We start from the raw sequence: 25,569 nt of genomic DNA on the forward strand, positions 1-25,569 counted from the left end.
TTGTGGCACAGGATTATACTGTTGAACAACTGAACTATGGCCGTAGAGTCTATGACTTTATGCGCTGGGATAACGTTGCTTTCGGCATCTCGTTGCTGCTGTTGGTCGCATCGATTGCCGTGATGTCCACCAAAGGGTTTAACTGGGGTCTTGATTTCACCGGTGGTACGGTGATTGAAATTAACCTAGAAAAGCCTGCTGATCTGGATCAATTGCGCGACACGCTGGAAAAAGCGGGCTTTGAATCGCCAATTCTGCAAAATTTTGGTAGCACCCGTGATGTGATGGTACGTATGCCACCTGCAACCGGGACTGCTGGGCAGGAGCTAGGTAACAAAGTCATATCTGTTATCAATGAGTCAGTTGATAAGAATGCATCGGTAAAACGCATCGAATTCGTCGGGCCAAGTGTGGGCAGTGATTTAGCCCAAGCGGGTGGCATGGCGTTATTGGTGGCGTTGCTCTGTATTCTGATTTACGTCGGTTTCCGTTTTGAATGGCGTTTGGCGCTGGGGGCGGTTATCGCTCTGGCCCATGACGTGGTCATTACCATGGGGATCTTGTCGTTGTTCCATATTGAGATTGACCTAACCATCATTGCTTCATTGATGTCGGTTATCGGTTACTCACTTAACGACAGTATCGTGGTATCAGACCGTATTCGTGAGAACTTCCGCAAGATTCGCCGTGGTACGCCTTACGAAATCATGAACGTGTCGCTGACTCAGACTTTGAGCCGTACTATCATGACATCTGCAACCACGCTGATGGTGGTATTGATGCTGTTTATCTTCGGTGGTGCGATGCTGCAAGGCTTCTCACTGACGATGCTGATCGGTGTTTCCATCGGTACAGTTTCATCCATCTACGTAGCGTCCGCGCTAGCGTTGAAACTGGGGATGAAACGCGAGCATATGTTGCAGCAGAAAGTTGAGAAAGAGGGCGCAGACCAGCCTTCAATTCTGCCGTAATAGCGCGTAAATTGTAGTACAAAATATAAGCCCTGATACTGTCATTGTCGGTATCAGGGCTTTTTTGTGCTAGCACGGGTTGAAACGACTGAACCAAACTAAAGGTCTTGCTTCTACCCTTTGTTGTCGCGGCACTTCGCGGTAAACTATCGATAAGTTTAGGCTCACTCATCAGGAAGCGCTATGCATTGCCCGTTTTGTGCCGCTGTGGATACTAAAGTCATTGACTCCCGTCTGGTGAGCGATGGTTCGCAAGTGCGCCGTCGCCGCCAGTGTTTAGATTGTAATGAACGCTTTACCACGTTTGAAGTTGCTGAGTTGGTTTTGCCGCGTGTGATTAAAAGTGATGATGTCCGTGAACCCTTCAATGAGGATAAATTGCGGCGTGGCATGTTGAAAGCGTTAGAGAAACGGCCTGTCAGTTCTGATGATGTTGAAACCGCGATCAGTCACATCAAATCCCAGTTACGCGCTACGGGTGAGCGTGAAGTGCCCACCAAAATGGTCGGTAATCTGGTGATGGAAGCGCTGAAACGTTTGGATAAAGTGGCTTATATCCGCTTTGCCTCGGTGTATCGCAGCTTTGAGGATATCCGGGAGTTCGGCGAAGAAATTGCTCGTTTGCAGGATTAGTCTGCATGTTACCCGCATCTTTCAGTGCGCGTATTCGGTGTAACGTAAAGCAGCTCCGCATCAAAAATAAGGAAAGCCATGCAGCCCGATGAGTTCTATATGGCTCGCGCCTTCGAATTGGCGCGAATGGGGTGTTTTACCACGCCTCCTAACCCTAACGTCGGCTGTGTGCTGGTTCGTGATGGTGAGATTGTCGGTGAGGGCTATCATTTGCGAGCCGGTGAGCCACATGCCGAAGTTCATGCATTGCGTATGGCTGGTGAGAAAGCGCATGGTGCCACGGCCTATGTCACGCTTGAGCCATGCAGCCACCACGGACGTACGCCGCCGTGCGCGGATGCATTGGTTGCCGCTGGCGTCATACGAGTCGTCGCCGCCATGCAGGACCCCAACCCGCAGGTAGCAGGGCGCGGATTATATAAGTTGAAGCAAGCGGGTATTGCTGTCGATCATGGCTTAATGCTGGCAGAGGCTGAGGCGGTTAATCTTGGATTCCTAAAACGGATGCGCACCGGTTTCCCCTATCTGCAACTGAAAATGGCCGCCTCCTTGGATGGACGAACGGCGATGGCGTCGGGAGAGAGCCAGTGGATTACCTCGCCACAGGCACGGCAAGATGTGCAGCGTTTTCGGGCTGAAAGTGCCGCGATTTTGAGCACCAGTGCCACGGTATTAGCGGATAACCCTTCACTCACGGTGCGCTGGGATGAGTTAGATGCGGAAACCCAAACTTTGTATCCTCGAGCGGCGCTGCGCCAGCCGATACGCATTATACTGGATAGCCAAAACCGTGTGACGCCGCAACATAAAGTGATACAGCAAGATGGCCCATGCTGGCTAGCACGTGTTGATGCAGATGAGCAGCCATGGCCTGAGAATATTGAGCAATTATTGTTACCTCGTCATGGCAACGGTGTGGATTTAGTGTTGTTGATGATGCAACTGGGCAAGCGGCAAATTAATTCAGTTTGGGTTGAGGCGGGGCCGCAACTGGCGGGGGCGCTACTCGAGGCTGGCGTGGTTGATGAGCTCATTTTGTATATTGCCCCCAAACTGCTGGGCAGTGATGCTCGAGGATTATGCGAACTGGCTGGATTAACGAGCTTATCGCAAGCCCCTGAGTTCGTCTTCAGTGATGTACGACAGGTGGGGCCCGATCTCCGCTTGCGCTTGAAACCGAAGTATTAAATGAAATATCCGGTGGCAATTCCCAAAGCTTAATTACCGCCTTGCCCGCGTTTTACAAATGCGCAGGGGCGGGGCGCGAAAGAATATGATAGAATCCGCCCCCCTGCGGGGTATGAACCCATTATTGAGGAAAGCTATGAACGTTATCGAAGGTGTTGTTGCTACTCCTAATGCCCGCGTGGCGATTGCGATTGCGCGTTTTAATAATTTTATCAACAACAGCTTGCTGGAAGGTGCAATCGATGCCCTGAAGCGCGTTGGCCAGGTATCCGATGACAATATTACAGTTGTTTGGGTTCCAGGGGCTTATGAGCTGCCAATGGTTGCTAATGTGTTAGCCAATACAAATCGTTACGATGCAGTCATTGCTCTGGGTACGGTGATCCGTGGGGGGACTGCGCACTTTGAGTATGTTGCTGGTGAAGCGAGTTCTGGTTTAGCCAATGTAGCCATGAACAGCGATATCCCGGTAGCTTTCGGTGTGCTGACCACAGAAAGTATTGAGCAAGCAATTGAGCGTGCCGGTACTAAAGCAGGTAATAAAGGTGCAGAAGCTGCCCTGACCGCGCTTGAAATGATTAATGTAATCAAAGCTATTAAAGGCTGAATTTAGTTAAGTTAAGGGGAATTCCGTGAAACCTGCTGCTCGTCGCCGCGCTCGTGAGTGCGCTGTTCAAGCGATCTACTCTTGGCAGTTGTCTAAAAACGACATCGCTGATGTTGAATTACAGTTCTTGTCGGAGCAGGATGTCAAAGATGTCGACATCGCCTATTTTCGCGAGTTGCTGTCTGGGGTTGCTGTTAATGCCGCATCTCTAGATGCGTTAATGGCACCATTCCTTTCCCGCCAGCTCGAAGAATTAGGTCAGGTTGAGAGAGCGGTTCTGCGTATTGCGCTGTTTGAGCTGAGCAAACGTGAGGATGTCCCTTATAAAGTGGCAATCAATGAAGCGATCGAACTAGCCAAAACTTTCGGTGCGGAAGATAGCCATAAGTTCGTCAACGGAGTGCTGGATAAGGTCGCTCCGACGGTACGTAAGCGAAAGTAACTCGTTACATTAACGACTTGAATTGGGGCCGGTTTCCGGCCTTAATTTATTGATCAGTTAACATTTCTGGAATTGTATTATGGCATGTGGCGAATTTGACCTCATTGCCCGCTACTTTGACCGGTTCAGAAGTAATCGCCGGGATGTAGAGCTGGGTATTGGAGACGACTGCGCACTTCTGACAGTGGCAGATAAACAGCTGTTAGCCATCAGTACGGATACACTGGTGTCTGGCGTTCACTTCCTTGCGGATATCGATCCCGCCGATCTGGGTTATAAATCTTTAGCGGTAAACCTGAGCGATTTAGCTGCGATGGGGGCCGACCCTGCCTGGTTATCTCTTGCTCTGACCCTACCCAATGTTAATGAAGACTGGTTGCAATCCTTCAGTGACAGTTTATTTGATCAGCTTAATTATTACGGCATGCAGTTGATTGGTGGTGATACCACTCGTGGGCCACTGAGTCTGACGCTGACCATCCAAGGTTTGATACCGGAAGGGCGGGCATTGACCCGTGCAGGCGCGCGGATTGGCGATTGGATTTATGTCACCGGGACTCTGGGTGACAGTGCTGCGGGTCTGGCTATCTTGCAAAATGAGCTGCGCGTTGATGATGAAGCTGATCGGGCGGCATTAATTCACCGCCATTTGCGGCCACAACCTCGGGTGTTGCAGGGGCAAGCGCTGCGCTCGCTAGCCAGTTCTGCTATCGATATTTCCGATGGGTTGATTTCTGATCTGCAACATGTCTTGAAAGCCAGTCATTGCGGTGCGCGCATTGAACTGGATCACTTGCCCTATTCTGATGCGCTAAAAAATCAAGTTGATGCAGAACAAGCGCTGCGCTGGGCATTGAGCGGTGGTGAGGATTACGAGCTGTGCTTTACGGTGCCAGAAATAAACCGTGGTGCATTGGATGTTGCGCTCAGTAATACCGGCGCGGACTATACTTGCATTGGTCAGATAGGCCCACAGACGGAAGGGGTTAAATTCTTCCGTGAAGGCAAAGTGGTGGATCTGGATTTCCGTGGTTTTGATCACTTCTCAACGAGCAAACCCCATGGATGAAGCCAAAGGCCGCTTGCGGTTATCTAATCCTTGGCACTTATTGGCAACCGGCTTTGGTAGCGGATTGTCTCCGTGGGCGCCCGGTACCATGGGATCTCTCGCGGCCATTCCATTTTGGCTGTTATTGATTCAACTACCTTGGCAGCTTTACTCCTTGGTGGTGATGTTCAGCATCTGTATTGGTGTGTACATCTGCCATCGGACCGCGAAAGACATGAAAGTTCATGACCACGGCAGCATTGTCTGGGATGAGTTTGTCGGGATGTGGATTACCTTGATGGCATTGCCAGTGAATGATTGGCAATGGGTCGCCGCTGGTTTTGTCGCTTTCCGCATTTTTGATATTTGGAAACCTTGGCCGATTCGTTGGTTTGATCGTAATGTCCACGGTGGGATGGGGATAATGATTGATGACATTATCGCTGGGGTGATTGCCGCCGCGATTATTTTTGTCATTGGACACTATTGGCCAATTGATCTGTTTTACTGACCCCCGCCATTTTTCAAATTGCAGGTGCGTTGGCCGCGCTTAATGGAATAAAGGCATAACCGCGAATGGCTATGCCTTAAATAGTCTTATTACACCAGCCAAGCTTCAATCTGGCGCTGTATGCCTGCAGCGTCTAAACCAAACTCAGCCCGCATCTCATCTTGCTCACCTTGTGGCACGAAATAGTCAGGTAAGCCGATATTCAGCACGGGTACTCGCTGCCGTTTTGCCATCAAAAGTTCATTTACCCCACTGCCTGCGCCACCCATGATGGCGTTCTCTTCCAACGTGACTAAGAACTCATGGCTGGCAGCCATCTTCTGCACCAACTCTTCATCTAATGGCTTCACGAAACGCATATCCACGAGTGTAGCATTCAGGTTATCGGCCACTTGTTGCGCTTGCGCCAGTAGTGTGCCGAAACACAGTATGGCAACCTTTTCACCTTCGCGACGCACGATCCCTTTGCCGATTGGCATGATCACTAATGGCTCAAGCACTGCACCTGTACCACTACCACGCGGGTAGCGCACTGCCGCAGGGCCATTGTGGTGATAACCGGTATGCAGCATTTGGCGGCACTCATTCTCATCACTTGGGGTCATGATGACCATATTGGGGATGCAACGCATGAATGAGAGATCAAACGCGCCCTGATGGGTTTGACCATCTGCGCCCACCAAGCCGCCACGGTCAATCGCAAACAGAACCGGCAAATTCTGGATCGCAACATCATGAATTAACTGATCATATGCTCGTTGCAGGAAAGTCGAGTAGATGGCAACAATGGGTTTGTAGCCACCAATCGCCAAACCTGCGGCAAAGGTCACGGCGTGTTGCTCGGCGATTGCCACATCAAAATATTGCTGCGGATATTCGCGAGAGAAGCGCACCATCCCTGAGCCTTCGCGCATTGCAGGGGTCACCGCCATCAACTGGCTATCTTTGGCGGCTGTTTCGCATAACCAGTCACCAAAAATTTTGGAGTAAGTGGGTAGAGTACCCTGACTCTTCGGTAAAGTGCCCGAAGCGGGATCAAATTTTGGCACGGCATGCCAGCCGATAGGATCTTTTTCCGCCGGGGCGTAGCCTCTGCCTTTTTTGGTCATAATATGGAGCAACTGCGGACCTTTCAGATCACGCATATTTTTTAGCGTCTGCGTCAGTGCCTGCACATCGTGACCATCGACGGGACCAATATAATTAAAACCTAACTCTTCAAATAATGTACTCGGCACGACCATGCCTTTCAGGTGCTCTTCGGTACGTTTCAGCAAATCTTTAATCGGTGGTAAACCGGAAAACGCCTTTTTGCCGCCTTCACGCAGGCTGGCGTACAGTTTCCCAGATAATAGCTGAGCTAAATGATTGTTCAGGCCACCGACGTTTTCGGAGATAGACATTTCGTTATCGTTAAGGATAACCAGCATATCTGAGTGAATATCTCCAGCATGGTTCATGGCTTCGAAAGCCATGCCGGCAGTAATCGCCCCATCACCAATGACACACACGGTACGACGCCCTTTACCCTCTCGCTCAGCGGCGACAGCCATGCCCAAACCGGCACTGATTGAGGTGGAGGAGTGGCCGACAGAAAGTACATCATATTCACTTTCACCGCGCCAAGGGAACGGATGCAAACCATCTTTCTGGCGAATAGTACCAATCTGTTCACGGCGACCAGTCAATATTTTATGGGGATAAGCCTGATGGCCTACGTCCCACACCAGATGATCAAAAGGTGTGTTGTAGACGTAATGTAACGCGACAGTTAGCTCAACCACGCCTAGCCCAGAAGCAAAATGCCCACTGGAGCGGCTGACAGACGCGAGCAAATACTGCCGTAGTTCATCACATAACTTCGGCAGACTATCTTTTGGCAACATGCGCAGTTCTTCAGGGTTCTCCGCAAGTGCCAATGTCGGGTATTTGGCTATATCAAGGCTCATTCGATGCTCATATCAAAAGTGGTATATACCCTTGCTACTTGACGTTGCAGGTGTATTCGCTTGCTGCTGGCCTGCAACGCTAGGTGCTTTGGGTATATCAGGCGTCTATTAACGACCAGTATATTTCTAGTTATCGCGCTCAATAATAAAGCAGGCTAATGCTTGCAAAGGCGCTATGTTGTAGGATTGTGCCGACAGGATATTCAGGGCGCTGAGCGCTTCCTGATACAGATCCATCGCTTTAGCTTTGGCGCAATCTAGCCCCATAAGTGCGGGATAGGTGCTTTTCCCAAGCTGCTGATCTGAACCCTGACGTTTACCAATTGTAGCTGTATCACCAATAACGTCTAAAATATCGTCCTGCACTTGAAAGGCTAGGCCGATCGCTTCGGCGTAGCGGTCAAGAAACGGTAGTGCAGCGCGCCCACGCTCACCGGCTGCCAATGCGCCGAGCCGTACTGCCGCGCGGATTAATGCGCCGGTTTTATGGCGGTGAATCTGTTCAAGATCCGCCAGTGAGATCTGACGAGCCTCGGCTTCCAAATCCAGCGCCTGACCACCACACATCCCTGCGACACCGCTGGCACGGGCTAATTCAGCCACCATCGCCAGACGATCTTTATCTGCCACATCGGACATATCTGCTTCGGCCAAAATAGAAAAGGCCAGTGTTTGCAGTGCATCACCCGCCAGAATGGCGTTGGCTTCGCCAAATTTCACGTGGCAAGTGGGCTGCCCACGGCGTAAGTCATCGTTATCCATCGCCGGTAAATCATCGTGAATCAATGAATAAGCATGGATGCACTCAATTGCCGCCGCAGGGGCATCTAAATTGACCAGCGACAGACCAAACATTTGACCCGTGGCATAGACCAAATAGGGGCGCAACCGCTTGCCGCCGAGCACGGCACCATAACGCATAGCCTCGACCAAATCGCTATCACCAAAGGGCAGGGGGGCGATAAAGTCTAGTAGCGCCTGATTGACTCGCTGCTGATGGGCAGTAAGTTGCTGGCTAAAATCAAGGGATGAGTGGACGTTAGACATAAGACTTACTCAGCATCTGGCGTGAAAGGGGCTAATGGCGCATCAACTTCGTCGCTCAGAAGAACTTGCACGCGCTGCTCGGCTTGTAACAAGGTCTGCTGCCCAAGGCGCGCCAACTGTACGCCCCGTTCAAACTCATTTAGCGCCTCTTCCAGCGGGAGTTCGCCGGACTCCAGACGAGTAACGATTTGTTCCAGTTCGCTGAGCGATGTTTCAAAACTGGCTGCTTTGTTTTCTGGTGATGCGACTTTTTTCGGCATAGTTTTTATTCGACTCATATTTTATGAAACGTAACCTTGATGGCCCGTCACGTTTTCCTGCTGGCTGATAACCACTTTCAGGCGAAAAACTGATTACTGGCTATTCTAGCGGATAATGCAGGGGAAATCGTGACGTTTAAGTCTGGTTTTTAGTACGCAGCAGGGCATCATATAGTGATATACTCCACGGCTTGCATCTTTTTGCTGACGTCTATTGACTGTTGCTACCCATAGCAACGCCATCACTCCATAACCAGACAACTAAAAACCGCCATGAAGTTTATCATCAAATTGTTCCCAGAAATCACCATTAAGAGTCAATCGGTGCGATTGCGCTTTATCAAAATTCTCACCACCAATATCCGCAACGTACTGAAAAACCTTGAGGATGACAGCCTCGCGGTGGTTCGTCATTGGGATCATATTGAAATCCGCACCAAAGATGACAATCTGGGTCCACTGATTTGTGATGCCCTGACTCGTGTACCGGGGATTCACCATATCCTCGAAGTCGAAGATCGCAGCTACACCGATATGCACAATATTTTCGAGCAAACGTTGGAAGCTTACCGCGAAACACTGGTAGGTAAAACGTTCTGTGTGCGGGTGAAACGCCGTGGTAAACATGAGTTTTCGTCTGGTGATGTTGAGCGCTATGTTGGCGGTGGCCTTAATCAGCATATTGACAGTGCCAAAGTCAAACTGACCCACCCACAAGTGACTGTGCATCTGGAAATTGATCAGGACAAACTGACGCTGATTAAGGCGCGTCACGAAGGTCTGGGCGGTTTCCCAATTGGCACGCAGGAAGATGTTTTATCTTTGATTTCAGGCGGTTTTGATTCGGGTGTCTCCAGCTATATGCTGATGCGCCGTGGTTGCCGCGTGCACTACTGCTTCTTTAATCTCGGTGGCTCAGCCCATGAAATTGGGGTTAAGCAAGTCGCACATTACCTGTGGAACCGTTTCGGTAGCTCCCACCGGGTGCGTTTTGTCGCGATCGATTTCGAACCCGTGGTGGGCGAAATTCTTGAAAAAGTCGAAGATGGCCAGATGGGTGTCGTGCTAAAACGCATGATGGTACGTGCGGCGTCGCAGGTGGCAGAACGTTATGGCGTTCAGGCACTGGTCACCGGTGAAGCACTGGGGCAGGTTTCCAGCCAAACACTGACCAACTTGCGCTTAATTGATAATGCCTCCGACACTCTGATTCTGCGCCCGCTGATCTCCCATGATAAAGAGCACATTATCAATCTGGCGCGGAAAATCGGCACGGAAGATTTCGCTAAAACCATGCCGGAATATTGCGGCGTGATCTCAAAAAGCCCGACTGTGAAAGCGGTTAAGGCCAAGATTGAGGAAGAGGAGTCTCACTTTGATTTCTCCATTTTGGATCGGGTGGTCAGCGAAGCCAAAAACGTCGATATCCGTGAGATTGCAGAGCAAAGTCGCGAGCAGGTGGTGGAAGTTGAAACCGTAGCTCAGCTAACTGATAGCGATATATTGCTTGATATCCGTGCGCCAGACGAGCAGGAAGAGAAGCCGCTGACGTTGGATCAGGTGACGGTAAAATCTGTACCATTCTATAAGTTAAGCTCGCAATTCGCCGATCTGGATCAGAGTAAGACTTACCTGTTGTACTGTGATCGTGGAGTGATGAGTCGTTTGCAGGCGCTTTATCTACGTGAGCAGGGGTATAGCAATGTGAAGGTGTACCGCCCTTAAGATGATAAGTTAACGGCTACTGCGCTTTGCCATTCTGGGCTTGCGCAGTACTCGCTGCCGTCACGTACTACGTGTACGCTCCGTTGGCTGTGCGCTGTGCACACCCAGACTGGCTTTGCTCGCTACGCCTTAATCGGGTGAGTAAAAACAGGGTGCTAAATGAATAAGAGATGTGTGGTCAACCCTTCACTCACCGACTCGTCCACCCAATATTATTCTCGATAGTTATAGATCCCCGGCGGTAGTACGAGCTGCCAGGCGATCTCTTCAGCTTTCTCCCTTCCTAGCAGTAAAAACACTATCTTCAGCGCAAAGTCGATAGAGGTTCCCGGCCCTTGGCTGGTGACTAAATTCACTCTCCGATCGTATACCACCCGCTGATCCATCCATTTTGTCGCATTGATTTTATCTTTCAGTGCCGGGAATCCGGTCATATTACCGACAGGGAATAAATTATGATGCTCAAGCACCAATGCGGGTGCGGCGCAAATAGCCGCGACCAAACGGCCCTCATTGTGGGTTTGGCGCACGGTGGCAACTAACAGCGGGCTATCGCGGAAGCACTCCGCACCTTTGATGCCACCGGGAAGCACGACCACATCAAACTTCTGATCGGCCACATCCACTAAACGCGTGTCGGCCAGTAACCGCACCCCGCGCGAGCAAGTAATCTCTAATGCGCCATCACCAGCAACACTCGCTGTCGTGACCTCAATACCTGCGCGCACCAGAATATCAATCGTGGTGACGGCTTCAGTTTCTTCACTACCAGGAGCCAGGCAAACCAGCGCCGATACGCTCATACTCATTTTCCTTACGTTTAATTAAGTCATATAGGCGGGTATTTTCTGGCAATACCATGCCGTGACTGCGCGCACGACGCAATAAATAGCCGGTAATGTAATCTATCTCGGTGTGCCGTTGGCAGCGTAAATCCTGCAACAGTGAAGAGATGTTATCTGCCGTGCTTTGGATGACATTGTTAACATAGCTGAGCAGACTCTCTGTTGAGGTGTGATAGCCCTCCATCTCCATCACACTCGCCACCTCGGCGCATAAGCGCTCGATCAGCTCAGGGTAGCGTTGCAAGTCACCATTGCGACAGTTATACAGGCCAGTCAGCGGATTAATCACGCAATTTACCGCCAGTTTTTGCCAACAGGCGGATGAAATATCGTTATGCCAGGCGACATCGGGCAAAGCCTGATGCAGTACATCGGCCAAATGGCTGATGTCCATCGCCACTGGAGACATCGGGCCAATATGGGTAATGCCGCTGGCGACATGGACAATCGTGTTGCCGTCCCGGCGCGCAGCGTGGGTGGTCACACCGTGCAGGAAAATATGCTCATCCCGAGGTAGTTCCTCCTGTGTGCCCATGCCGTTATGTAACAGTAAAATCTGACATTCAGGGTTAAGCTTAGGGAGTAATGCGCTAACCGCGCTCGACACCTGCCACGCCTTTAAGCAGACAAGCAGTAATTCGCTTTTCGATAAATGCTCTGGGTCGTTAGTCGGGAGATTTTGATTGAATGCCTCACCGCTTAACGTGATGACATTGACTGAACAAAAGGGCTGCGGCACTCGAAGCCAGCCTTGTACATCATGACCTTGCTGGTAGAGTGCTGATAGCCATAACTGCCCTAAAGCTCCGCAACCAAGCACAGTGATTTTCATTGAGACCTCCTTGGTATGAGCGGAAAGCACACTGTTTCTTTCTATGTCTTATGTTTTGATTATAGACTTTTTAGCCGCCAAACGCAGGGTTAGCGGTAACTGAGGGTGAGTTGAGCAATTGTCAGCGGCTTGGCTTTGTCTATGGGGATAAAGCGGTTATTATGCTCGCCATTCATCTTATCAGGAGGAGCGAATATGCCATCTTTCGACATTGTATCTGAAATCGATATGCAGGAAGTGCGTAACGCCGTTGAAAACGCCACCCGTGATCTGGCAAACCGTTGGGATTTCCGTAATATTCCCGCGAGTTTTGAGTTAAATGAGAAGAACGAAAGCATCAAAGTAGCTAGTGAATCTGATTTTCAGGTTGAGCAGTTGCTGGATATTTTACGCGCTCAGTTGAGCAAGCGTGGCATCGAAGGTGCAGCACTGGAGATCCCGGAAGAGATGGATCGCAGTGGTAAAACTTACAGTGTGGAAGCTAAGCTGAAACAAGGCATTGAAAGTGTGCAGGCCAAGAAACTGGTGAAGCTGATTAAAGACAGCAAGCTGAAGGTTCAGGCACAGATTCAAGGTGAGCAAGTTCGAGTCACTGGCAAAGCACGTGATGATTTACAGGGCGTGATGGCGTTGATTCGCGGAGCTGATCTGGGCCAGCCATTCCAGTTCAATAACTTCCGCGACTGATATTAGGCGGGATGCACTGTTAGCTGAATCAGGTACAAAGGTGTTGTACCTGATTCAAGCTTATATCGCGTTGACTAACTGCTCAAGCTGGCTGCGATTAGTTTTTTTTGTATCCACTTTGACATATGCGCTGCGTTCCGCAGTCACCACTACCGCTTCTGTCACGCCTGGCTGAGCTTTGATCCGCTCTTCCAATGCCGAGTCTTTTACCGCCAACTCTGACAACGTAATTCGCAAGCTACTAACATAAGGCGGCTCCTGCATGGTGGCGCTGACAGCAAACCAGATCAGTGAAATCACTGCACCAGCGGCAAACACCATACTTGCCCCTTCCATGCCAAATATCAAACCACCTAAACTCCCGCCGATAGCGACACCAATAAATTGGCTGGTGGAGTAAATCCCCATGGCCGTACCTTTATAACCCGCCGGAGACTCTTTGCTGATGAGTGACGGTAGTATGGCTTCCATCACATTGAAAGCTATAAAGAATAACTGCACCCCCGCAATAATGACCCACAATTGTTGCCCGGCAGACCATAGCACCACTTCTGCGGCAAACAACACGGCCACACAGCCCATAAAGACCTGCTTCATCCGGCGTTTGACTTCAGCATAAATAATAAATGGAACCACGGCGGCGAATGAAACCAGCATGGTGACGAGATAGACAATCCAGTGCTGAGCTGGGGCTAACCCTGCACTAGCCATAATTTGCGGTAATGCCACAAAACTCGACATTAACAAAATATGTAGGCACATAATGCCAAAATTGAGTTTAAGCAGCCGACTGTTGTTGAGCACTTTGCTCACGCTGCCTTTTACGATACTGGATTCACGGTTAAGCACATGGCTATCGGCATCCGGCACCACGGCTAACGTAATGACTATGCCGAGCAGCGCCAGTATGGCAATCGCCCAAAATAGGGCTTGCAGGCCAAAGGCGTGGGTGATGATGGGCCCGAATACCATTGCGATAGCAAAGGTAACGCCAAAGCTGACGCCGATAAACGCCATCGCTTTTGTGCGGTTTTGCTCACGGGTCAGATCCGACAGCAGCGCCATCACTGCTGCGGCGATGGCACCGGAACCCTGTAGTGCGCGACCCAAAATAATGCCCCAGATGGAGTCACTTAATGCGGCAATAATACTGCCGAGAGCAAATATTAACAGGCCACCGACGATCAGGGGCTTACGGCCAATGCGATCGGAAACCAGTCCGAACGGGATCTGGAAAACAGCTTGAGCTAAACCGTAAATACCTATAGCAATCCCAATCAGCGCTTCACTGGCTCCGGAAAGCGCCATACCGTAGGTGGTGAGGACCGGCAAAACCATAAACATGCCCAGCATACGCAGTGAGAATACTGTCCCCAGCCCCCAAGTAGCTCGAAGCTCTTGCGGGGTCATTTTATTATCGTTCATTACCACCTCAAAAAAACAATCTGCGCCATTGTAATGATCTTAGGGCCAATGGGTAAATCTATTGATGTTTAGAATGTATTACAGGCGAGTTTTTAGATAACAGCAGGGGAGAGCAGAAATAAAAAATGGCTGTCAGAAACAGCCATTTTTAGAGCAATACGACCGAATTTACCCGACGTAAGTCAGTAATCCTGCCGAGGATGGGACATTGAAATCAACTGACATCATGACACTCAATGACGTAATGGCAATGATGGAGAATACAAATAGTTTTCTCGCCCACACAATGTCATTAGTTGCTTTGTAACCGCGCAGTGCCATGCCCAACCACCAAACACTCACTGCTGCCGCGACAACCAGATATTTATAACCAGCATAGCCACTCAATGTCAGCATCAGGGTGGCTACCATAAATGCCAGAATATAAAGGGTAATATGGTTTTTGGTGACCGATATTCCTTTTATAACTGGCAGTACCGGAATGTTAGCAGCCTGATAATCCTTAAAGCGGAAAATCGCGATGGCATAAGAGTGCGGCATTTGCCACAGGCTGAAGATCAGCAGCAGTATCAATGCACCCATATCGAACTGCCCGGTAACGGCACAGTAACCAATCACTGGCGGTGCGGCACCTGACAAACTGCCAATCAAGGTGCCGTAGACAGACTTCCGCTTCATGTAGAGGCTATAAACCCCGACATAGATAACGAAACCAATGACTGCTAGCAGCATAGCTAATAGATTGGCGGCAACATAGAGCAACAGCATGCCAGCAATACCCAGCACTGAAGCATAAATCAGGCTCACTTTCGGATCGATAAGCCCTTTTACCAGGACACGATTCTTCGTTCTCTCCATGATACGGTCGATATCACGGTCGATATAGTTGTTAAACACGCACCCGGAGGCAACAACTAACGAGACACCGAACAAGGTGGCGAGAAAAAGGGGGTAATCAATCACGCCTTTGGAAGCGAGGAGAAATCCCCCAACGACAGAAATTAAATTGCCGAAGATAATTCCTGGTTTAGTTACTTGCAGGTATTGCTTAATCATCACATGCAGCTCTTCAGTCAACCATCATATTGATGTTGAGGTTGTACATAATCCAGAGTGAGCCCACAACAACGATTGCAATAATCATAGCGGTGAACAGGAATGCCACCAGATTCCAGCGCTCTTCGGACGATCCGTTCATGTGCAGGAAGTACACTAAGTGTACGATAATCTGCACAACGGCTAAACCAACCACTGTGGCCAGAATAGTGGTGTGAGAGGCAGTGCCGCTCATCACCATAGCAAATGGAATCACTGTCAGAATGACCGACAGAATGAAGCCAATAAGATATGACTTCAAGCTACCGTGGCTGGCTCCACCGTGAGTCGTTGTTGGGTGACTAGATGTTGGATGACTCATTACATAGCTCCTAACAGATAGACAACGGTGAATACGCAGATCCAGACCACATCCAAGAAGTGCCAGAACAAGCTCAGGCACATCAGGCGGGTTCGGTTCATTTCATTCAGGCCGCGTTTTGCAACTTGAATCATCATAATGATGATCCAAACCAGACCCGCGGTAACGTGAATACCATGGGTGGCAACCAGCGCGAAGAAGCTGGACAGGAACGCACTGCGATCCGGACCGTAGCCTTCAGCAATCAGGTGATGGAATTCATAGATTTCCATTGCCACAAAGCCCAGACCGAACAGGAATGTCAGACCCAACCAAGTGTTCACCTGATTTTTGTGGCCTTTATTCATGCCCAGCATCGCGATGCCGTAAGTAATACTACTGAACAGTAACAGGAAGGTTTCGACCAGAACGAAGTTCAAGTCGAAGATATCCTTGCCTGAAGGACCGCCAGCGGTCCCGTTCACCAACACTGCATAGGTCGCGAACAAGGTCGCAAACAAAATACAGTCGCTCATCAGGTAGATCCAGAAGCCGAATACTTTGGTGGCTCCTGCATCGTGATGCCCATGCTCTACATGGGCGACGTTATGGTTAGTCAGAGTTTCAGTTGACATGATTCACGCCTGCTTTGCTGATTTGTTCATGATGAAGATCTTCAATGCGCTCAACTTCTGCAACCGGCACATAGTAATCAACATCCTCGTCGAAGCTTTTCACAATCCAGGTCACAATCATGCCGACGAAGCCAACAATGGCCAGCCACCAGATATACCAGATCATGGCAAAGCCGAAGATCAAGCTGAAGCCAGCAATAATCACACCTGCACCGGTATTTCTCGGCATGTGGATCTCTTCGTATTTCGCCGGGCGTTTATACGCTTCACCTTTCTCTTTCATGTCCCAGAATTCGTCACGGTCAGTCACGACAGGAACAACTGCGAAGTTATAGAACGGCGGTGGAGAAGAGGTAGACCACTCGAGCGTACGACCACCCCATGGGTCACCAGTCAGATCGCGGTTCTGTTCACGGTCACGAATACTGACGAAGACCTGAATAACCTGACACAAGATACCGCAAGCAATCAGTGCTGCACCGCCAGCGGCCACCATTAACATCGGGTGGAATTCTGGATTGATATCTTGGCTTAAGCGACGGGTCATCCCCATAAAGCCCAGCACGTAAAGCGGCATAAAGGCAACGAAGAAACCAATGATCCAGAACCAGAATGCACGGATACCCCATTTCTCATTCAGCGTAAAGCCGAAGGACTTAGGCCACCAGTAAGTCAGGCCAGCGAAGCAACCGAATACGACACCACCGATAATCACGTTATGGAAGTGCGCAATCAGGAACAGGCTGTTATGCAGAACAAAGTTTGCCCCCGGAACGGCCAGCAGAACACCGGTCATCCCACCGATAGAGAAGGTGATGATGAACCCGACAGTCCACAGCATTGCGGAGTTAAGCTGAATACGGCCTTGGTACATGGTGAACAGCCAGTTGAATATTTTCACCCCTGTTGGGATGGATATGATCATCGTGGCAATGCCGAAGAAGGCGTTAACGTTGGCACCGGACCCCATGGTAAAGAAGTGGTGCAGCCAAACAATAAACGACAAAACGGTAATCGCGATGGTTGCCCAAACTAATGAGGTGTAACCAAACAGACGTTTTCTTGAGAAGGTCGCGGTCACTTCGGAGAACACCCCGAATACCGGCAGGACCAGAATGTACACTTCCGGATGGCCCCAGGCCCAAATCAGGTTGATGTACATCATCATGTTGCCACCCATATCATTAGTAAAGAAATGGGTGCCAAGGTAACGATCCAAGGTCAGTAACGCGACGGTGACTGTCAGAATCGGGAAAGAGACGATAATCAAAATGTTGGTGCAAAGTGCAGCCCAGGTGAAGACAGGCATCTTCATCATTGACATGCCCGGTGCACGCATCTTCAAGATAGTGGCGAAGAAGTTAACACCGGTCAGCAAGGTCCCCAAACCGGAAATCTGTAGACTCCAAATCCAGTAATCGACCCCGACACCCGGGTTGTACTCTTTACCTGACAGCGGCGGATAGGCCAGCCAGCCAGTTTGTGCGAATTCACCGACTCCCAGAGAGATGTTGATTAACACCACCCCAACGACGAAGAACCAGAAACTCAGTGAGTTCAGGAACGGGAAGGCAACGTCACGCGCACCGATTTGTAGCGGTACAACCACGTTCATCAAGCCCACAACAAAAGGCATCGCCATGAAGAAAATCATGATAACGCCGTGAGCGGTGAAAATTTGATCATAGTGATGAGGCGGCAGGAATCCTGCCTCACCAGCCGAAGCAAGTGCTTGCTGGCTACGCATCATGATGGCGTCGGCAAAACCACGCAAAAGCATGACCATGGCGACCAGAATGTACATGATACCGATTTTTTTATGGTCAACTGACGTTAGCCATTCGCTCCATAACCACTTCCATTTGCCGAAATAGGTCAGGAGGGCGACAAGCGCCAGCCCACCTAGAACGATTGCAGCAACGGTAACCATAATGATTGGTTCGTGTAGCGGAACCGCATCAAGTGTTAATTTTCCCAACATCGTTTTATTCCTCGGCTCCGGCGTGAGCGGCGTGTTCGCCCATATCCATGCCCTGGCTCATATCCATACCTTTATGGGTATCATCGCCTTTCTTGTGCATGTTCATATCGCCCATAAATTTGCCAATAATTCCTTTAAACAGCTCCGGTTTAACACTGGAGAAATACTCAACCGGGTTATTTTCGCTCGGTTCAGCCAGTTTATTGAAATCGTCAGTGGTATTCAGGGTGTTCGGCGATTTTTTCACCTGTGCGACCCACTGGTTAAACTCTTCCTGCGTCGGTGTTGCTATCGCAGTGAATTTCATACCAGAGAAGCCCTTACCGCTGAAGCTACTAGAAATACCATTGTATTTACCGGCTTCATTGGCAATCAGATGCAGCTTGGTTTGCATCCCGGCCATCGCATAGATCTGCCCGCCTAACTGAGGGATAAAGAACGAGTTCATTACTGAGTTAGAGGTGATTTTAAAATTCACCGGAACATCAGTAGGGAAGGCCAGTTCATTTACTGTAGCAATACCCTGTTCTGGATAGATAAATAGCCATTTCCAGTCAAGGGAAACCACTTCAATGGTAATTGGCTCTTTGCCAGCCACTTCAAGCGGTTTGAACGGGTCAAGTTCGTGAGAGGTTTTCCACGTTATCGTCGCCAAAATAGCGATGATAATGATTGGAACAGCCCACACAACAAGCTCAATTTTGTTGGAATGGGACCAGTTTGGGGTGTAGGTAGCACTTTTGTTGGATGCGCGATACTTCCATGCAAAAGCGAACGCCATAAAAATAACCGGAATCACGACGATCAACATTAAACCGATAGCAGTCAGTATCAGCGTTTTTTGTTCGACTCCGATTGCGCCTTTGGGATTCATCAATACCATATCGCAACCACTAAGCATTACCGTGGCTGCAAATAAAGACAACATACCCATATTTTTAATGTATTTCTTAAGTCTCATCTAACGACCTCAATTACAAAAGGGCTCTATTGTCGTTTCATGTGTGCGGGCATTTTACGGGAAGGTTGCAGGACTGTAAACATGCTTAAGATTGTGTCAGCGGCTTGTTGACACTTTATGTTAAGGGGGTCACAGATGTTGACTCGCGTGACAATTTACTAATAGCAACAATATGTTGGCGATATGGCTTAGCTGATTAACTGGGATGTTAAGGAAAAACAACAATAATTAGGGATTTATTCAGGGGAAATACGCATTCTTAATTCGTACGTAAACTTATTTTGTGTGAAGAATATGTGATGCAAAAGTAAATTAAAATATATCCCGAGGTGACATAAATAGGCACCCCGGAATCATTTAGTTAGAAATTATATTTAATTGAGTAAACGATAGCGTCTTGTAAAAAGTCTTCACCCAACTTGTTATAAGCATAACGGTACTGAATACCGGTGGTAAATTGCTTAATCGGTGTCCACCAAAGTGCAATGGCTCCGTTAACCCCGTTACGTCCACCATTACCTGCGGCATAGCGCTCAGCACGGTTGAATTCCAGCTCATTCCAGTTGGTGATGCTGAATTTCTCATCGAACGCAGTAAAGTCATAACCAGCAACCCAACCCACGACATAGCCGTTATTACCTGAGTAATAGGTCTGATCAACATAGTGCAACGCCACGAAAGGCTTCATCCACACGCCAGCGACGGTGGCGTTATAGCCGATACCATACAGGGTGTTCACTTCGTGGAAATTACTGTAATCGTTACCTTCAGCGCTTGGCAACGAGTAGGTGCCATAGATATGGCCATACAGATTGAAGCCAGTGTCACCTAAGTAGTAGCGACCGGTAGTTTTGAAAGTGTAACGTTGGTTATCACCCGGTTGTGCTGTTTTGGAATTGAACGGGTTTTCTAAATCAAAAAAGCCGTATATCTCGCCCCAGCTATAACCTGCACCACCTTCCAGCTCGATATAGGCAAAGTCATCTTTATGTGAGGAGTTACCTGATTTATGCGTAGTGCTTCGGCTCCAGTCAAGATAGTTCATGCTGATGTTACCGAAACCCCACTGGTATTCAGCTTGTACGGCGGGAGCTAAAGTGACCGTGGTCAGCGCGATAGCACCGATAAGAATTTTACGCATAAATGCCTCTGTGCAGTTGAAAGATGTCAAGGGGAAACAAAAGGACACACTCCTTAACAAAAAGTGCGCACATCATAATCTCACCGCACGAAAGGATAAAGGGCTTGAAGTGATGCTGATCTCATTTTGAGAACAATATTTTGCAACTGTTACTGTAATGTGTGACTTGATTCACTAATTTTGTGAGGTGGTTCCAAAATTGTTTATTGAGTGGGATTGTTTGTCTGGCGGATAAATGCAAAAAGGCCAGCGTAAATGCTGGCCTTTGAGGGTTGGCTTAGGTGATTACGCTAGTTTTTTCCGTTTTAACGCCAGATAATCCAATAGCCCCCCAAGAACCATACCGACCACGCTGAGCTGGATGCCACGCAGTAGCAAGGTATCAGCTACTTGTGGTGCTGCGGTCCAATCCAGTGCGTTGCTGATCAGTAAAATCAGCCATGTGGCTAACAATATGCAGCCAATGGTTAAGAAGCGTAATGCCCAGCGATACGCGGTTTTGAATTCGGTTCGAGGCATAAACTCATCTGTTTTCTGGGTATGCTCTAGAGTGTGACGGCAGATATACAGCAGTAACAAACCGGGAATGGCGGCGGCAATAGAAAACAGGTAGAACAGAGGCCAGCCGTGTGTTTCAACAAACCACCCCGCGATTGGGCCAACATAGACGCGACCCACGGCAGAGAGTGCAGATAACAGCGCAAATTGTGTGGCAGAGAAAGACTTGTTACAGAGCGTCATTAACAGTGCGACAAATGCCGCAGTACCCATGCCTCCACAGAGGTTTTCCAAGAAGATAGCGCTGCCCATGGAAAATATATTCTTATCAGTGATGGATAATAGCCAATAACCGATGTTGGAAATTGCTTGTAAAATACCGAATATCATCAAAGCACGGAATAAACTCAACCGTTGCATCAAAATGCCGCCATAGAGCGCACCAATAATGGTGGCAATCAATCCTAATGTTTTATTGACCAGCCCAACTTCACCGGCATCGAACCCGACGCCACGGATCAGGAAAGTCGTGCTCAGGCTGGCGGCAAAAGCATCGCCCATCTTATACAACACAATAAGCAACAAAATTAGCCACGCATTGTTGCGGCCAAAGAAATCACGTAATGGGGCAACGATCGCCTCTTCCAATGTTTTCGGTGGTGCAATGCGGATGTCAGGTTCAGGAGCAAATAGGGTAGCGAACACCCCAATAAGCATCAATCCGGCCATTAACCAATAAGTGGATTGCCAGCCAAGGTAGCGATCGGCTATCCACAGCGCCAGCCCGCCGGAAACCAACATCGCCAGACGGTAACCCAGCACTGAGACTGCTGCCCCTGTCCCGCGCTCTTCGGCTGTGAGCAAATCGGTTTTATAAGCATCAAAAACAATATCTTGCGACGCGGAACAGAATGCGACCAATACCGCGATAGCCGCCAACCACCATAGATGCTTAGCCGGTTCCATAAAACCCATCGCGATAATAGCGACGATCAATAACAGTTGACTAATCAATAACCAGCCGCGTCGGCGGCCAAGAAACGAGGGGGTGTAGCGGTCCATTAACGGGGACCAGAGAAACTTAAAGACGTAAGCCTGACCCACCAGAGAAAAAATACCAATGGTTTTCAGATCGACGTTTTCAACCGTCATCCACGCTTGCAGCGTACCACCAGTCAGGGCTAAGGGGAGGCCCGAAGCAAACCCCAACAACAGAAGAATAAGGGAGTTGCGCTGGGTAAAAAGGTTTGAATAGCGATTGGGCATGTGAGACCTACATGCTCCACCCGATGAGTAGGGTAGAGCATTCTGTTAAGCAGTAATAATGATGTTAAGCAAACGGCAGATTAGCGAGCATTTTGTTTGATAAAGCTGCTGACACTGGTGTCTTGAGCCATATCTGCAATCACATCGCTTAACACGGTGTTAACGGCATCTGTGATTTTTTCATTAGTCGCAGTAAATGCGCCCTGAACGTTATAGCTAGCGCGGTAATTTTTAACCTGCTTATTGCCATTTTTCGCGGTAGCGGTAATAGAGATATCCGCTTTGGTGGTGATGTTATAGCGCAGATTACCTTCCTGCACATCAGCAAATAGCTGGTTTACAACGATTTGCAAATCAACTGGCGCGCCAGAACCAATCATATAACCACGGGCCGTCATCTGTTTTTCCAACACTTCTTGTAACAAGAAGCGCAGGTCACGGGATGGGGTCAACACGACTAATTGGCCATCGCGGTTGACTTTAGCCAGTGCTGCATCTTGACGCTGATCAGCACCATTAATACTGATGGTAATCCCCATCAGGGTAGGATCTTGTGGCGGCAATACCACTTTTGGCGTGACATTCAACGTGTTGTTGCTGGCAGCACAACCCGCCAGAATAAAAACAGCCAACAGCGGGAAAAGAATTTTCTTTAGCATGTTCACTTTATCTCAATAGTTATGGAATTCTTTAATAATCAGAGCGGGATAGCAGCCATGTTATTTTGCGAGTTTGCAATGGCGACATCATAGCACTGGGATTGGCTGGTGGAAGATCCCGATGTAGAGAATTTCACCAAAAAGAGGATTTTTCCCCGAGTAACTGGCCAATTTGCATAAAGACCTTACAAATTACCTTTTTGCCTGACCATCAGATTAGCCTCATATTTTGAGTGAGCTGAAGGGAGATATTCGGGCTATTTTGTGTCTTAAATGTTATAAAACAGCGAAAATCAACTAATATTGCATTAAGAGAGTGGGCAGTTTTCTGCCTTTGCAGTAAGGAGAACAAGATGATTTTGATTCGAGAACAAATTGAAGAAAAACTAAAAATGGCATTCGAACCGGATCATCTGGAGGTCGTTAATGAAAGTTATCGCCACAATGTTCCGGCCGGTTCTGAAAGCCATTTTAAAATAGTGATCGTCAGCAATAAATTTCAAGATCAACGCTTTCTGAGCCGCCATCGTGCGATTTACAGTGTCTTAGCTGATGAGCTGGCAGCGAGTGTTCATGCGCTGGCTCTGCACACTTATACCTTAAAAGAGTGGGCAGGATTACAAGACACTGTACCGGATTCACCGTCGTGTCGCGGCGCGGGGACATTGGCGTAAACTGCGGGCCTAATCAAAAACAGGCGGGATAACAGTAGTCATTCTGGCCTGATTTAGGGTATTAGTAGATGAGAATTTCGCAAGCGGCCTATGGGCCGCTTGTTTTTCTATGATGTGCGACACCCTCATTTTATGAGTGCGCCGCCGGAGTTTTAGTCGAGGGAACGATACACGCGTGAATTTTACCGCGACAACATTCGCTTGCTTTCCTCGACTCATACTCTGTGCGCCGCTATAATGTCGCGTCTTATTTTTCCGGAATGGTTTCGGGACGCTTCTGACATCTGGGATACTCGGTTCTGTTTAATGCGGCCGTCCCGGTTCTTAGAGGGTGTTTTCAGAGTTCGCATCATTCCTGAAAGGGTAAATGGTGCTGCTTCGTTTGCAGCTTCTGGAGTTGACCGAGCACTGTGATTTTTTTGAGGTAACAAGATGCAAGTTTCTGTTGAAACCACTCAAGGCCTTGGCCGCCGTGTAACAATTACTGTTGCTGCTGACAGCATTGAGAAAGCAGTAAAAAGTGAATTAGTGAAAGCCGCTAAAAGTGTTCGTATCGACGGTTTCCGTAAAGGCCATGTGCCAATGAACATCGTTGAACAGCGCTACGGCGCATCTGTTCGCCAGGATGTACTGGGTGACCTGATGCAACGCAATTTCGTTGACGCGATCATTAAAGAAAAAATCAATCCAGCTGGCGCACCAAACTATGTGCCGGGTGAATACAAGCAGGGTGAAGATTTTACTTATTCTGTTGAGTTCGAAGTGTATCCAGAAGTTGAGCTGAAAGATCTGGAAAGCATTGAAGTAGAAAAGCCAGTTGTTGAAGTTAACGACGCTGACGTTGATACCATGCTGGAAACTCTGCGTAAGCAACAAGCAACCTGGAAAGAGACTGACGCGGCAGCAACTGCTGAAGATCGCGCAACTTTGGATTTCACCGGTTCTATCGACGGCGAAGAGTTTGAAGGTGGCAAAGCGTCTGATTTCGTACTGGCAATGGGTCAGGGTCGCATGATCCCTGGTTTCGAAGAGGGTGTTATCGGTCATAAAGCCGGTGAAGAGTTCACCATCGACGTAAACTTCCCAGAAGATTACCACGCAGAAAACCTGAAAGGTAAATCAGCTAAATTCGACATCGTGTTGAAGAAAGTTGAAGTGCGTGAGCTGCCAGAATTGACTGAAGAGTTCATCAAACGTTTCGGCGTTGCTGATGGTTCAGTTGCCGGTCTGCGTGCTGAAGTGCGTAAAAACATGGAGCGTGAGCTGAAAGGCGCAGTACGTAACCGTGTTAAGACTCAGGCGATTGACGGTCTGGTGAGCGCTAACGAAATCGACGTTCCTGCTGCACTGGTTGAAGGTGAAATTGACGTTCTGCGCCGTCAGGCTGCACAGCGTTTCGGTGGTAATGAGAAGCAAGCTGCTGAACTGCCACGTGAATTGTTCGAAGAACAAGCGAAGCGTCGCGTCGTTGTTGGTTTGCTGTTGGGCGAAGTTATCAGCCAGCACGAACTGAAAGCTGATGAAGCGCGCGTTCAAGAATTGATCGAAGAGATGGCTTCTGCGTACGAAGATCCAAAAGAAGTTATCGAGTTCTACAGCAAAAACAAAGAGCTGATGAACAATATGCGTAGCGTTGCTCTGGAAGAACAAGCGGTGGAAACTCTGCTGGCTAAAGCCAAAGTAACTGAAAAACCAACTACCTTTAGTGAGCTGATGAATCAGACCACGACTGCGTAATGTTTTTAGCGCATTAAACTGGAAATAATCCGTCCTCCAAGAAATTGGAAATGGGATATCCAGTGTTTTGATTGATTAAGCCCGTTGCCCTTGGCCACGGGCTTTTTCTTTTGGTAACAAAAATCACTCAATAGTATGATTAATCTGGCATGTTTCTCTGTAATCTGCGCTATATTTGAAATGTGAAATACGGACAAAAAATTAATTGAGCGTCGGGATTCTGGCCGGGATAGCGAGCGATTGTTAAGCTAAAAAAATGCAGCTGGGGGCTTGAAAAAGAAGATTGATCCCCAATTTACTTAGCAAACGTTCATAAGATGTTGATGAAACACTGGCTGATTACCGCTGTCGAATAGGTCTGGATAACCAGACTGTCTGCACGCACCTTGATGCATGAACATAGTCATCATTACTTATCTCAAGTAGAATCGGTTATGAATGGCGCCAAAGT

25 protein-coding genes are annotated in these 25,569 nt (G+C 48.8%); 11 read left to right on the forward strand and 14 right to left on the reverse strand.

Annotated features, from left to right (window positions below; translation table 11 throughout):
• The first annotated feature begins 2 nt into the window (after positions 1-2).
• From secF to pgpA, 7 genes are all read left to right on the forward strand, one after another.
• Positions 3-971: a protein translocase subunit SecF gene (gene secF / locus HRD69_RS10500; protein WP_004873473.1), complete on the forward strand. Its 969-nt coding sequence runs from the start codon at positions 3-5 to the stop codon at positions 969-971.
• 183 nt (positions 972-1,154) lie between these two features.
• Positions 1,155-1,604: a transcriptional regulator NrdR gene (gene nrdR / locus HRD69_RS10505; RefSeq protein ID WP_004707531.1), complete on the forward strand. Its 450-nt coding sequence runs from the start codon at positions 1,155-1,157 to the stop codon at positions 1,602-1,604.
• 78 nt (positions 1,605-1,682) lie between these two features.
• Positions 1,683-2,792, forward strand: coding sequence for a bifunctional diaminohydroxyphosphoribosylaminopyrimidine deaminase/5-amino-6-(5-phosphoribosylamino)uracil reductase RibD (ribD, locus tag HRD69_RS10510; RefSeq protein WP_004873471.1), 1,110 nt, complete (start codon positions 1,683-1,685; stop codon positions 2,790-2,792).
• 136 nt (positions 2,793-2,928) lie between these two features.
• Positions 2,929-3,399 (forward strand): 6,7-dimethyl-8-ribityllumazine synthase, encoded by a 471-nt coding sequence (gene ribH, locus HRD69_RS10515; protein ID WP_004873470.1) that lies wholly within the window; start codon positions 2,929-2,931, stop codon positions 3,397-3,399.
• Between the two features lie 25 nt (positions 3,400-3,424).
• Complete coding sequence (nusB, locus tag HRD69_RS10520) at positions 3,425-3,841, forward strand: transcription antitermination factor NusB (RefSeq protein ID WP_004873469.1); 417 nt, start codon at positions 3,425-3,427, stop codon at positions 3,839-3,841.
• A gap of 79 nt (positions 3,842-3,920) precedes the next feature.
• Positions 3,921-4,910 (forward strand): thiamine-phosphate kinase, encoded by a 990-nt coding sequence (gene thiL / locus HRD69_RS10525; RefSeq protein WP_032812978.1) that lies wholly within the window; start codon positions 3,921-3,923, stop codon positions 4,908-4,910.
• A complete protein-coding gene (gene pgpA / locus HRD69_RS10530; RefSeq protein ID WP_032812977.1) occupies positions 4,903-5,400 on the forward strand; it encodes a phosphatidylglycerophosphatase A in 498 nt (165 codons plus the stop codon). Before thiL ends, pgpA begins: the two co-directional genes overlap by 8 nt.
• An 89-nt stretch (positions 5,401-5,489) precedes the next feature.
• Here pgpA and dxs read toward each other — a convergent pair whose 3' ends face one another.
• From dxs to xseB, 3 genes are all read right to left on the reverse strand, one after another.
• Entirely contained in the window at positions 5,490-7,349 is a 1,860-nt protein-coding gene (dxs, locus tag HRD69_RS10535; RefSeq protein ID WP_004873466.1) for a 1-deoxy-D-xylulose-5-phosphate synthase, read from the reverse strand.
• A 126-nt stretch (positions 7,350-7,475) separates the two neighbouring features.
• The gene (gene ispA / locus HRD69_RS10540; RefSeq protein ID WP_004873465.1) at positions 7,476-8,396 is read right to left on the reverse strand and encodes a (2E,6E)-farnesyl diphosphate synthase; all 921 of its coding nucleotides are present in this window, start codon (positions 8,394-8,396) and stop codon (positions 7,476-7,478) included.
• A gap of 5 nt (positions 8,397-8,401) precedes the next feature.
• A complete protein-coding gene (gene xseB / locus HRD69_RS10545) occupies positions 8,402-8,656 on the reverse strand; it encodes an exodeoxyribonuclease VII small subunit (RefSeq protein WP_004873464.1) in 255 nt (84 codons plus the stop codon).
• Positions 8,657-8,929: 273 nt separating this feature from the next.
• Between xseB and thiI the strand changes: the two genes are divergently transcribed.
• Entirely contained in the window at positions 8,930-10,381 is a 1,452-nt protein-coding gene (gene thiI, locus HRD69_RS10550) for a tRNA uracil 4-sulfurtransferase ThiI (RefSeq protein ID WP_004873463.1), read from the forward strand.
• Positions 10,382-10,593: 212 nt separating this feature from the next.
• Here the strand turns inward: thiI and yajL are convergent, their stop codons facing one another.
• Positions 10,594-11,184, reverse strand: coding sequence for a protein deglycase YajL (yajL, locus tag HRD69_RS10555; RefSeq protein ID WP_032812976.1), 591 nt, complete (start codon positions 11,182-11,184; stop codon positions 10,594-10,596).
• Positions 11,147-12,058 carry a 2-dehydropantoate 2-reductase gene (panE, locus tag HRD69_RS10560; RefSeq protein WP_032812975.1) on the reverse strand — a complete coding sequence of 304 codons (912 nt, stop codon included), beginning with the start codon at positions 12,056-12,058 and terminating at the stop codon, positions 11,147-11,149. Before panE ends, yajL begins: the two co-directional genes overlap by 38 nt.
• Positions 12,059-12,253: 195 nt before the next feature.
• Here panE and HRD69_RS10565 point away from each other — a divergent pair, with 195 nt between their 5' ends.
• A complete protein-coding gene (locus HRD69_RS10565; RefSeq protein ID WP_032812974.1) occupies positions 12,254-12,745 on the forward strand; it encodes a YajQ family cyclic di-GMP-binding protein in 492 nt (163 codons plus the stop codon).
• Positions 12,746-12,805: 60 nt separating this feature from the next.
• Here the strand turns inward: HRD69_RS10565 and HRD69_RS10570 are convergent, their stop codons facing one another.
• The 9 genes from HRD69_RS10570 to HRD69_RS10610 form a co-directional block, all read right to left on the reverse strand.
• Entirely contained in the window at positions 12,806-14,170 is a 1,365-nt protein-coding gene (locus tag HRD69_RS10570) for an MFS transporter (RefSeq protein ID WP_004873458.1), read from the reverse strand.
• A gap of 168 nt (positions 14,171-14,338) precedes the next feature.
• Positions 14,339-15,226, reverse strand: a complete 888-nt coding sequence (cyoE, locus tag HRD69_RS10575) for a heme o synthase (RefSeq protein WP_004873457.1) — start codon at positions 15,224-15,226, stop codon at positions 14,339-14,341.
• A gap of 13 nt (positions 15,227-15,239) precedes the next feature.
• Positions 15,240-15,587, reverse strand: a complete 348-nt coding sequence (locus HRD69_RS10580) for a cytochrome o ubiquinol oxidase subunit IV (protein ID WP_032812973.1) — start codon at positions 15,585-15,587, stop codon at positions 15,240-15,242.
• On the reverse strand, positions 15,587-16,201 hold the full coding sequence (locus HRD69_RS10585; protein WP_032812971.1) for a cytochrome o ubiquinol oxidase subunit III: 615 nt from the start codon (positions 16,199-16,201) through the stop codon (positions 15,587-15,589). Before HRD69_RS10585 ends, HRD69_RS10580 begins: the two co-directional genes overlap by 1 nt.
• A complete protein-coding gene (gene cyoB, locus HRD69_RS10590) occupies positions 16,191-18,182 on the reverse strand; it encodes a cytochrome o ubiquinol oxidase subunit I (RefSeq protein WP_004873454.1) in 1,992 nt (663 codons plus the stop codon). The genes HRD69_RS10585 and cyoB overlap by 11 nt, the downstream gene beginning before the upstream one ends.
• Positions 18,183-18,186: 4 nt before the next feature.
• The gene (gene cyoA / locus HRD69_RS10595; RefSeq protein WP_032812970.1) at positions 18,187-19,143 is read right to left on the reverse strand and encodes a cytochrome o ubiquinol oxidase subunit II; all 957 of its coding nucleotides are present in this window, start codon (positions 19,141-19,143) and stop codon (positions 18,187-18,189) included.
• Positions 19,144-19,504: 361 nt separating this feature from the next.
• Positions 19,505-20,284 (reverse strand): nucleoside-specific channel-forming Tsx family protein, encoded by a 780-nt coding sequence (locus tag HRD69_RS10600; protein WP_004873452.1) that lies wholly within the window; start codon positions 20,282-20,284, stop codon positions 19,505-19,507.
• Positions 20,285-20,569: 285 nt separating this feature from the next.
• Positions 20,570-22,048, reverse strand: a complete 1,479-nt coding sequence (gene ampG / locus HRD69_RS10605; protein WP_004873451.1) for a muropeptide MFS transporter AmpG — start codon at positions 22,046-22,048, stop codon at positions 20,570-20,572.
• Positions 22,049-22,128: 80 nt separating this feature from the next.
• Positions 22,129-22,707 carry a lipoprotein gene (locus HRD69_RS10610; protein WP_004873450.1) on the reverse strand — a complete coding sequence of 193 codons (579 nt, stop codon included), beginning with the start codon at positions 22,705-22,707 and terminating at the stop codon, positions 22,129-22,131.
• 353 nt (positions 22,708-23,060) lie between these two features.
• Here HRD69_RS10610 and bolA point away from each other — a divergent pair, with 353 nt between their 5' ends.
• Together bolA and tig are read left to right on the forward strand one after the other, a co-directional pair.
• Positions 23,061-23,381, forward strand: a complete 321-nt coding sequence (gene bolA, locus HRD69_RS10615; protein WP_004873449.1) for a transcriptional regulator BolA — start codon at positions 23,061-23,063, stop codon at positions 23,379-23,381.
• A 432-nt stretch (positions 23,382-23,813) separates the two neighbouring features.
• Positions 23,814-25,118 (forward strand): trigger factor, encoded by a 1,305-nt coding sequence (gene tig / locus HRD69_RS10620; RefSeq protein WP_004873448.1) that lies wholly within the window; start codon positions 23,814-23,816, stop codon positions 25,116-25,118.
• The last annotated feature ends 451 nt before the right edge of the window (positions 25,119-25,569 follow it).

Origin of the sequence: Yersinia mollaretii ATCC 43969, assembly GCF_013282725.1 — a bacterium.
Taxonomy (GTDB): Bacteria; Pseudomonadota; Gammaproteobacteria; order Enterobacterales; family Enterobacteriaceae; genus Yersinia; species Yersinia mollaretii.

Excerpts from the sequence above, each read along its gene's own strand:
- nrdR (WP_004707531.1), top strand. The coding sequence starts at position 1,155 with ATGCATTGCCCGTTTTGTGCCGCTGTGGATACTAAAGTCATTGACTCC.
- ribD (WP_004873471.1), top strand. The coding sequence starts at position 1,683 with ATGCAGCCCGATGAGTTCTATATGGCTCGCGCCTTCGAATTGGCGCGA.
- ribH (WP_004873470.1), top strand. The coding sequence starts at position 2,929 with ATGAACGTTATCGAAGGTGTTGTTGCTACTCCTAATGCCCGCGTGGCG.
- thiL (WP_032812978.1), top strand. The coding sequence starts at position 3,921 with ATGGCATGTGGCGAATTTGACCTCATTGCCCGCTACTTTGACCGGTTC.
- pgpA (WP_032812977.1), top strand. The coding sequence starts at position 4,903 with ATGGATGAAGCCAAAGGCCGCTTGCGGTTATCTAATCCTTGGCACTTA.
- dxs (WP_004873466.1), bottom strand. The coding sequence starts at position 7,349 with ATGAGCCTTGATATAGCCAAATACCCGACATTGGCACTTGCGGAGAAC.
- ispA (WP_004873465.1), bottom strand. The coding sequence starts at position 8,396 with ATGTCTAACGTCCACTCATCCCTTGATTTTAGCCAGCAACTTACTGCC.
- xseB (WP_004873464.1), bottom strand. The coding sequence starts at position 8,656 with ATGCCGAAAAAAGTCGCATCACCAGAAAACAAAGCAGCCAGTTTTGAA.
- thiI (WP_004873463.1), top strand. The coding sequence starts at position 8,930 with ATGAAGTTTATCATCAAATTGTTCCCAGAAATCACCATTAAGAGTCAA.
- yajL (WP_032812976.1), bottom strand. The coding sequence starts at position 11,184 with ATGAGCGTATCGGCGCTGGTTTGCCTGGCTCCTGGTAGTGAAGAAACT.
- panE (WP_032812975.1), bottom strand. The coding sequence starts at position 12,058 with ATGAAAATCACTGTGCTTGGTTGCGGAGCTTTAGGGCAGTTATGGCTA.
- HRD69_RS10565 (WP_032812974.1), top strand. The coding sequence starts at position 12,254 with ATGCCATCTTTCGACATTGTATCTGAAATCGATATGCAGGAAGTGCGT.
- HRD69_RS10570 (WP_004873458.1), bottom strand. The coding sequence starts at position 14,170 with ATGAACGATAATAAAATGACCCCGCAAGAGCTTCGAGCTACTTGGGGG.
- cyoE (WP_004873457.1), bottom strand. The coding sequence starts at position 15,226 with ATGATTAAGCAATACCTGCAAGTAACTAAACCAGGAATTATCTTCGGC.
- HRD69_RS10580 (WP_032812973.1), bottom strand. The coding sequence starts at position 15,587 with ATGAGTCATCCAACATCTAGTCACCCAACAACGACTCACGGTGGAGCC.
- HRD69_RS10585 (WP_032812971.1), bottom strand. The coding sequence starts at position 16,201 with ATGTCAACTGAAACTCTGACTAACCATAACGTCGCCCATGTAGAGCAT.
- cyoB (WP_004873454.1), bottom strand. The coding sequence starts at position 18,182 with ATGTTGGGAAAATTAACACTTGATGCGGTTCCGCTACACGAACCAATC.
- cyoA (WP_032812970.1), bottom strand. The coding sequence starts at position 19,143 with ATGAGACTTAAGAAATACATTAAAAATATGGGTATGTTGTCTTTATTT.
- HRD69_RS10600 (WP_004873452.1), bottom strand. The coding sequence starts at position 20,284 with ATGCGTAAAATTCTTATCGGTGCTATCGCGCTGACCACGGTCACTTTA.
- ampG (WP_004873451.1), bottom strand. The coding sequence starts at position 22,048 with ATGCCCAATCGCTATTCAAACCTTTTTACCCAGCGCAACTCCCTTATT.
- HRD69_RS10610 (WP_004873450.1), bottom strand. The coding sequence starts at position 22,707 with ATGCTAAAGAAAATTCTTTTCCCGCTGTTGGCTGTTTTTATTCTGGCG.
- bolA (WP_004873449.1), top strand. The coding sequence starts at position 23,061 with ATGATTTTGATTCGAGAACAAATTGAAGAAAAACTAAAAATGGCATTC.
- tig (WP_004873448.1), top strand. The coding sequence starts at position 23,814 with ATGCAAGTTTCTGTTGAAACCACTCAAGGCCTTGGCCGCCGTGTAACA.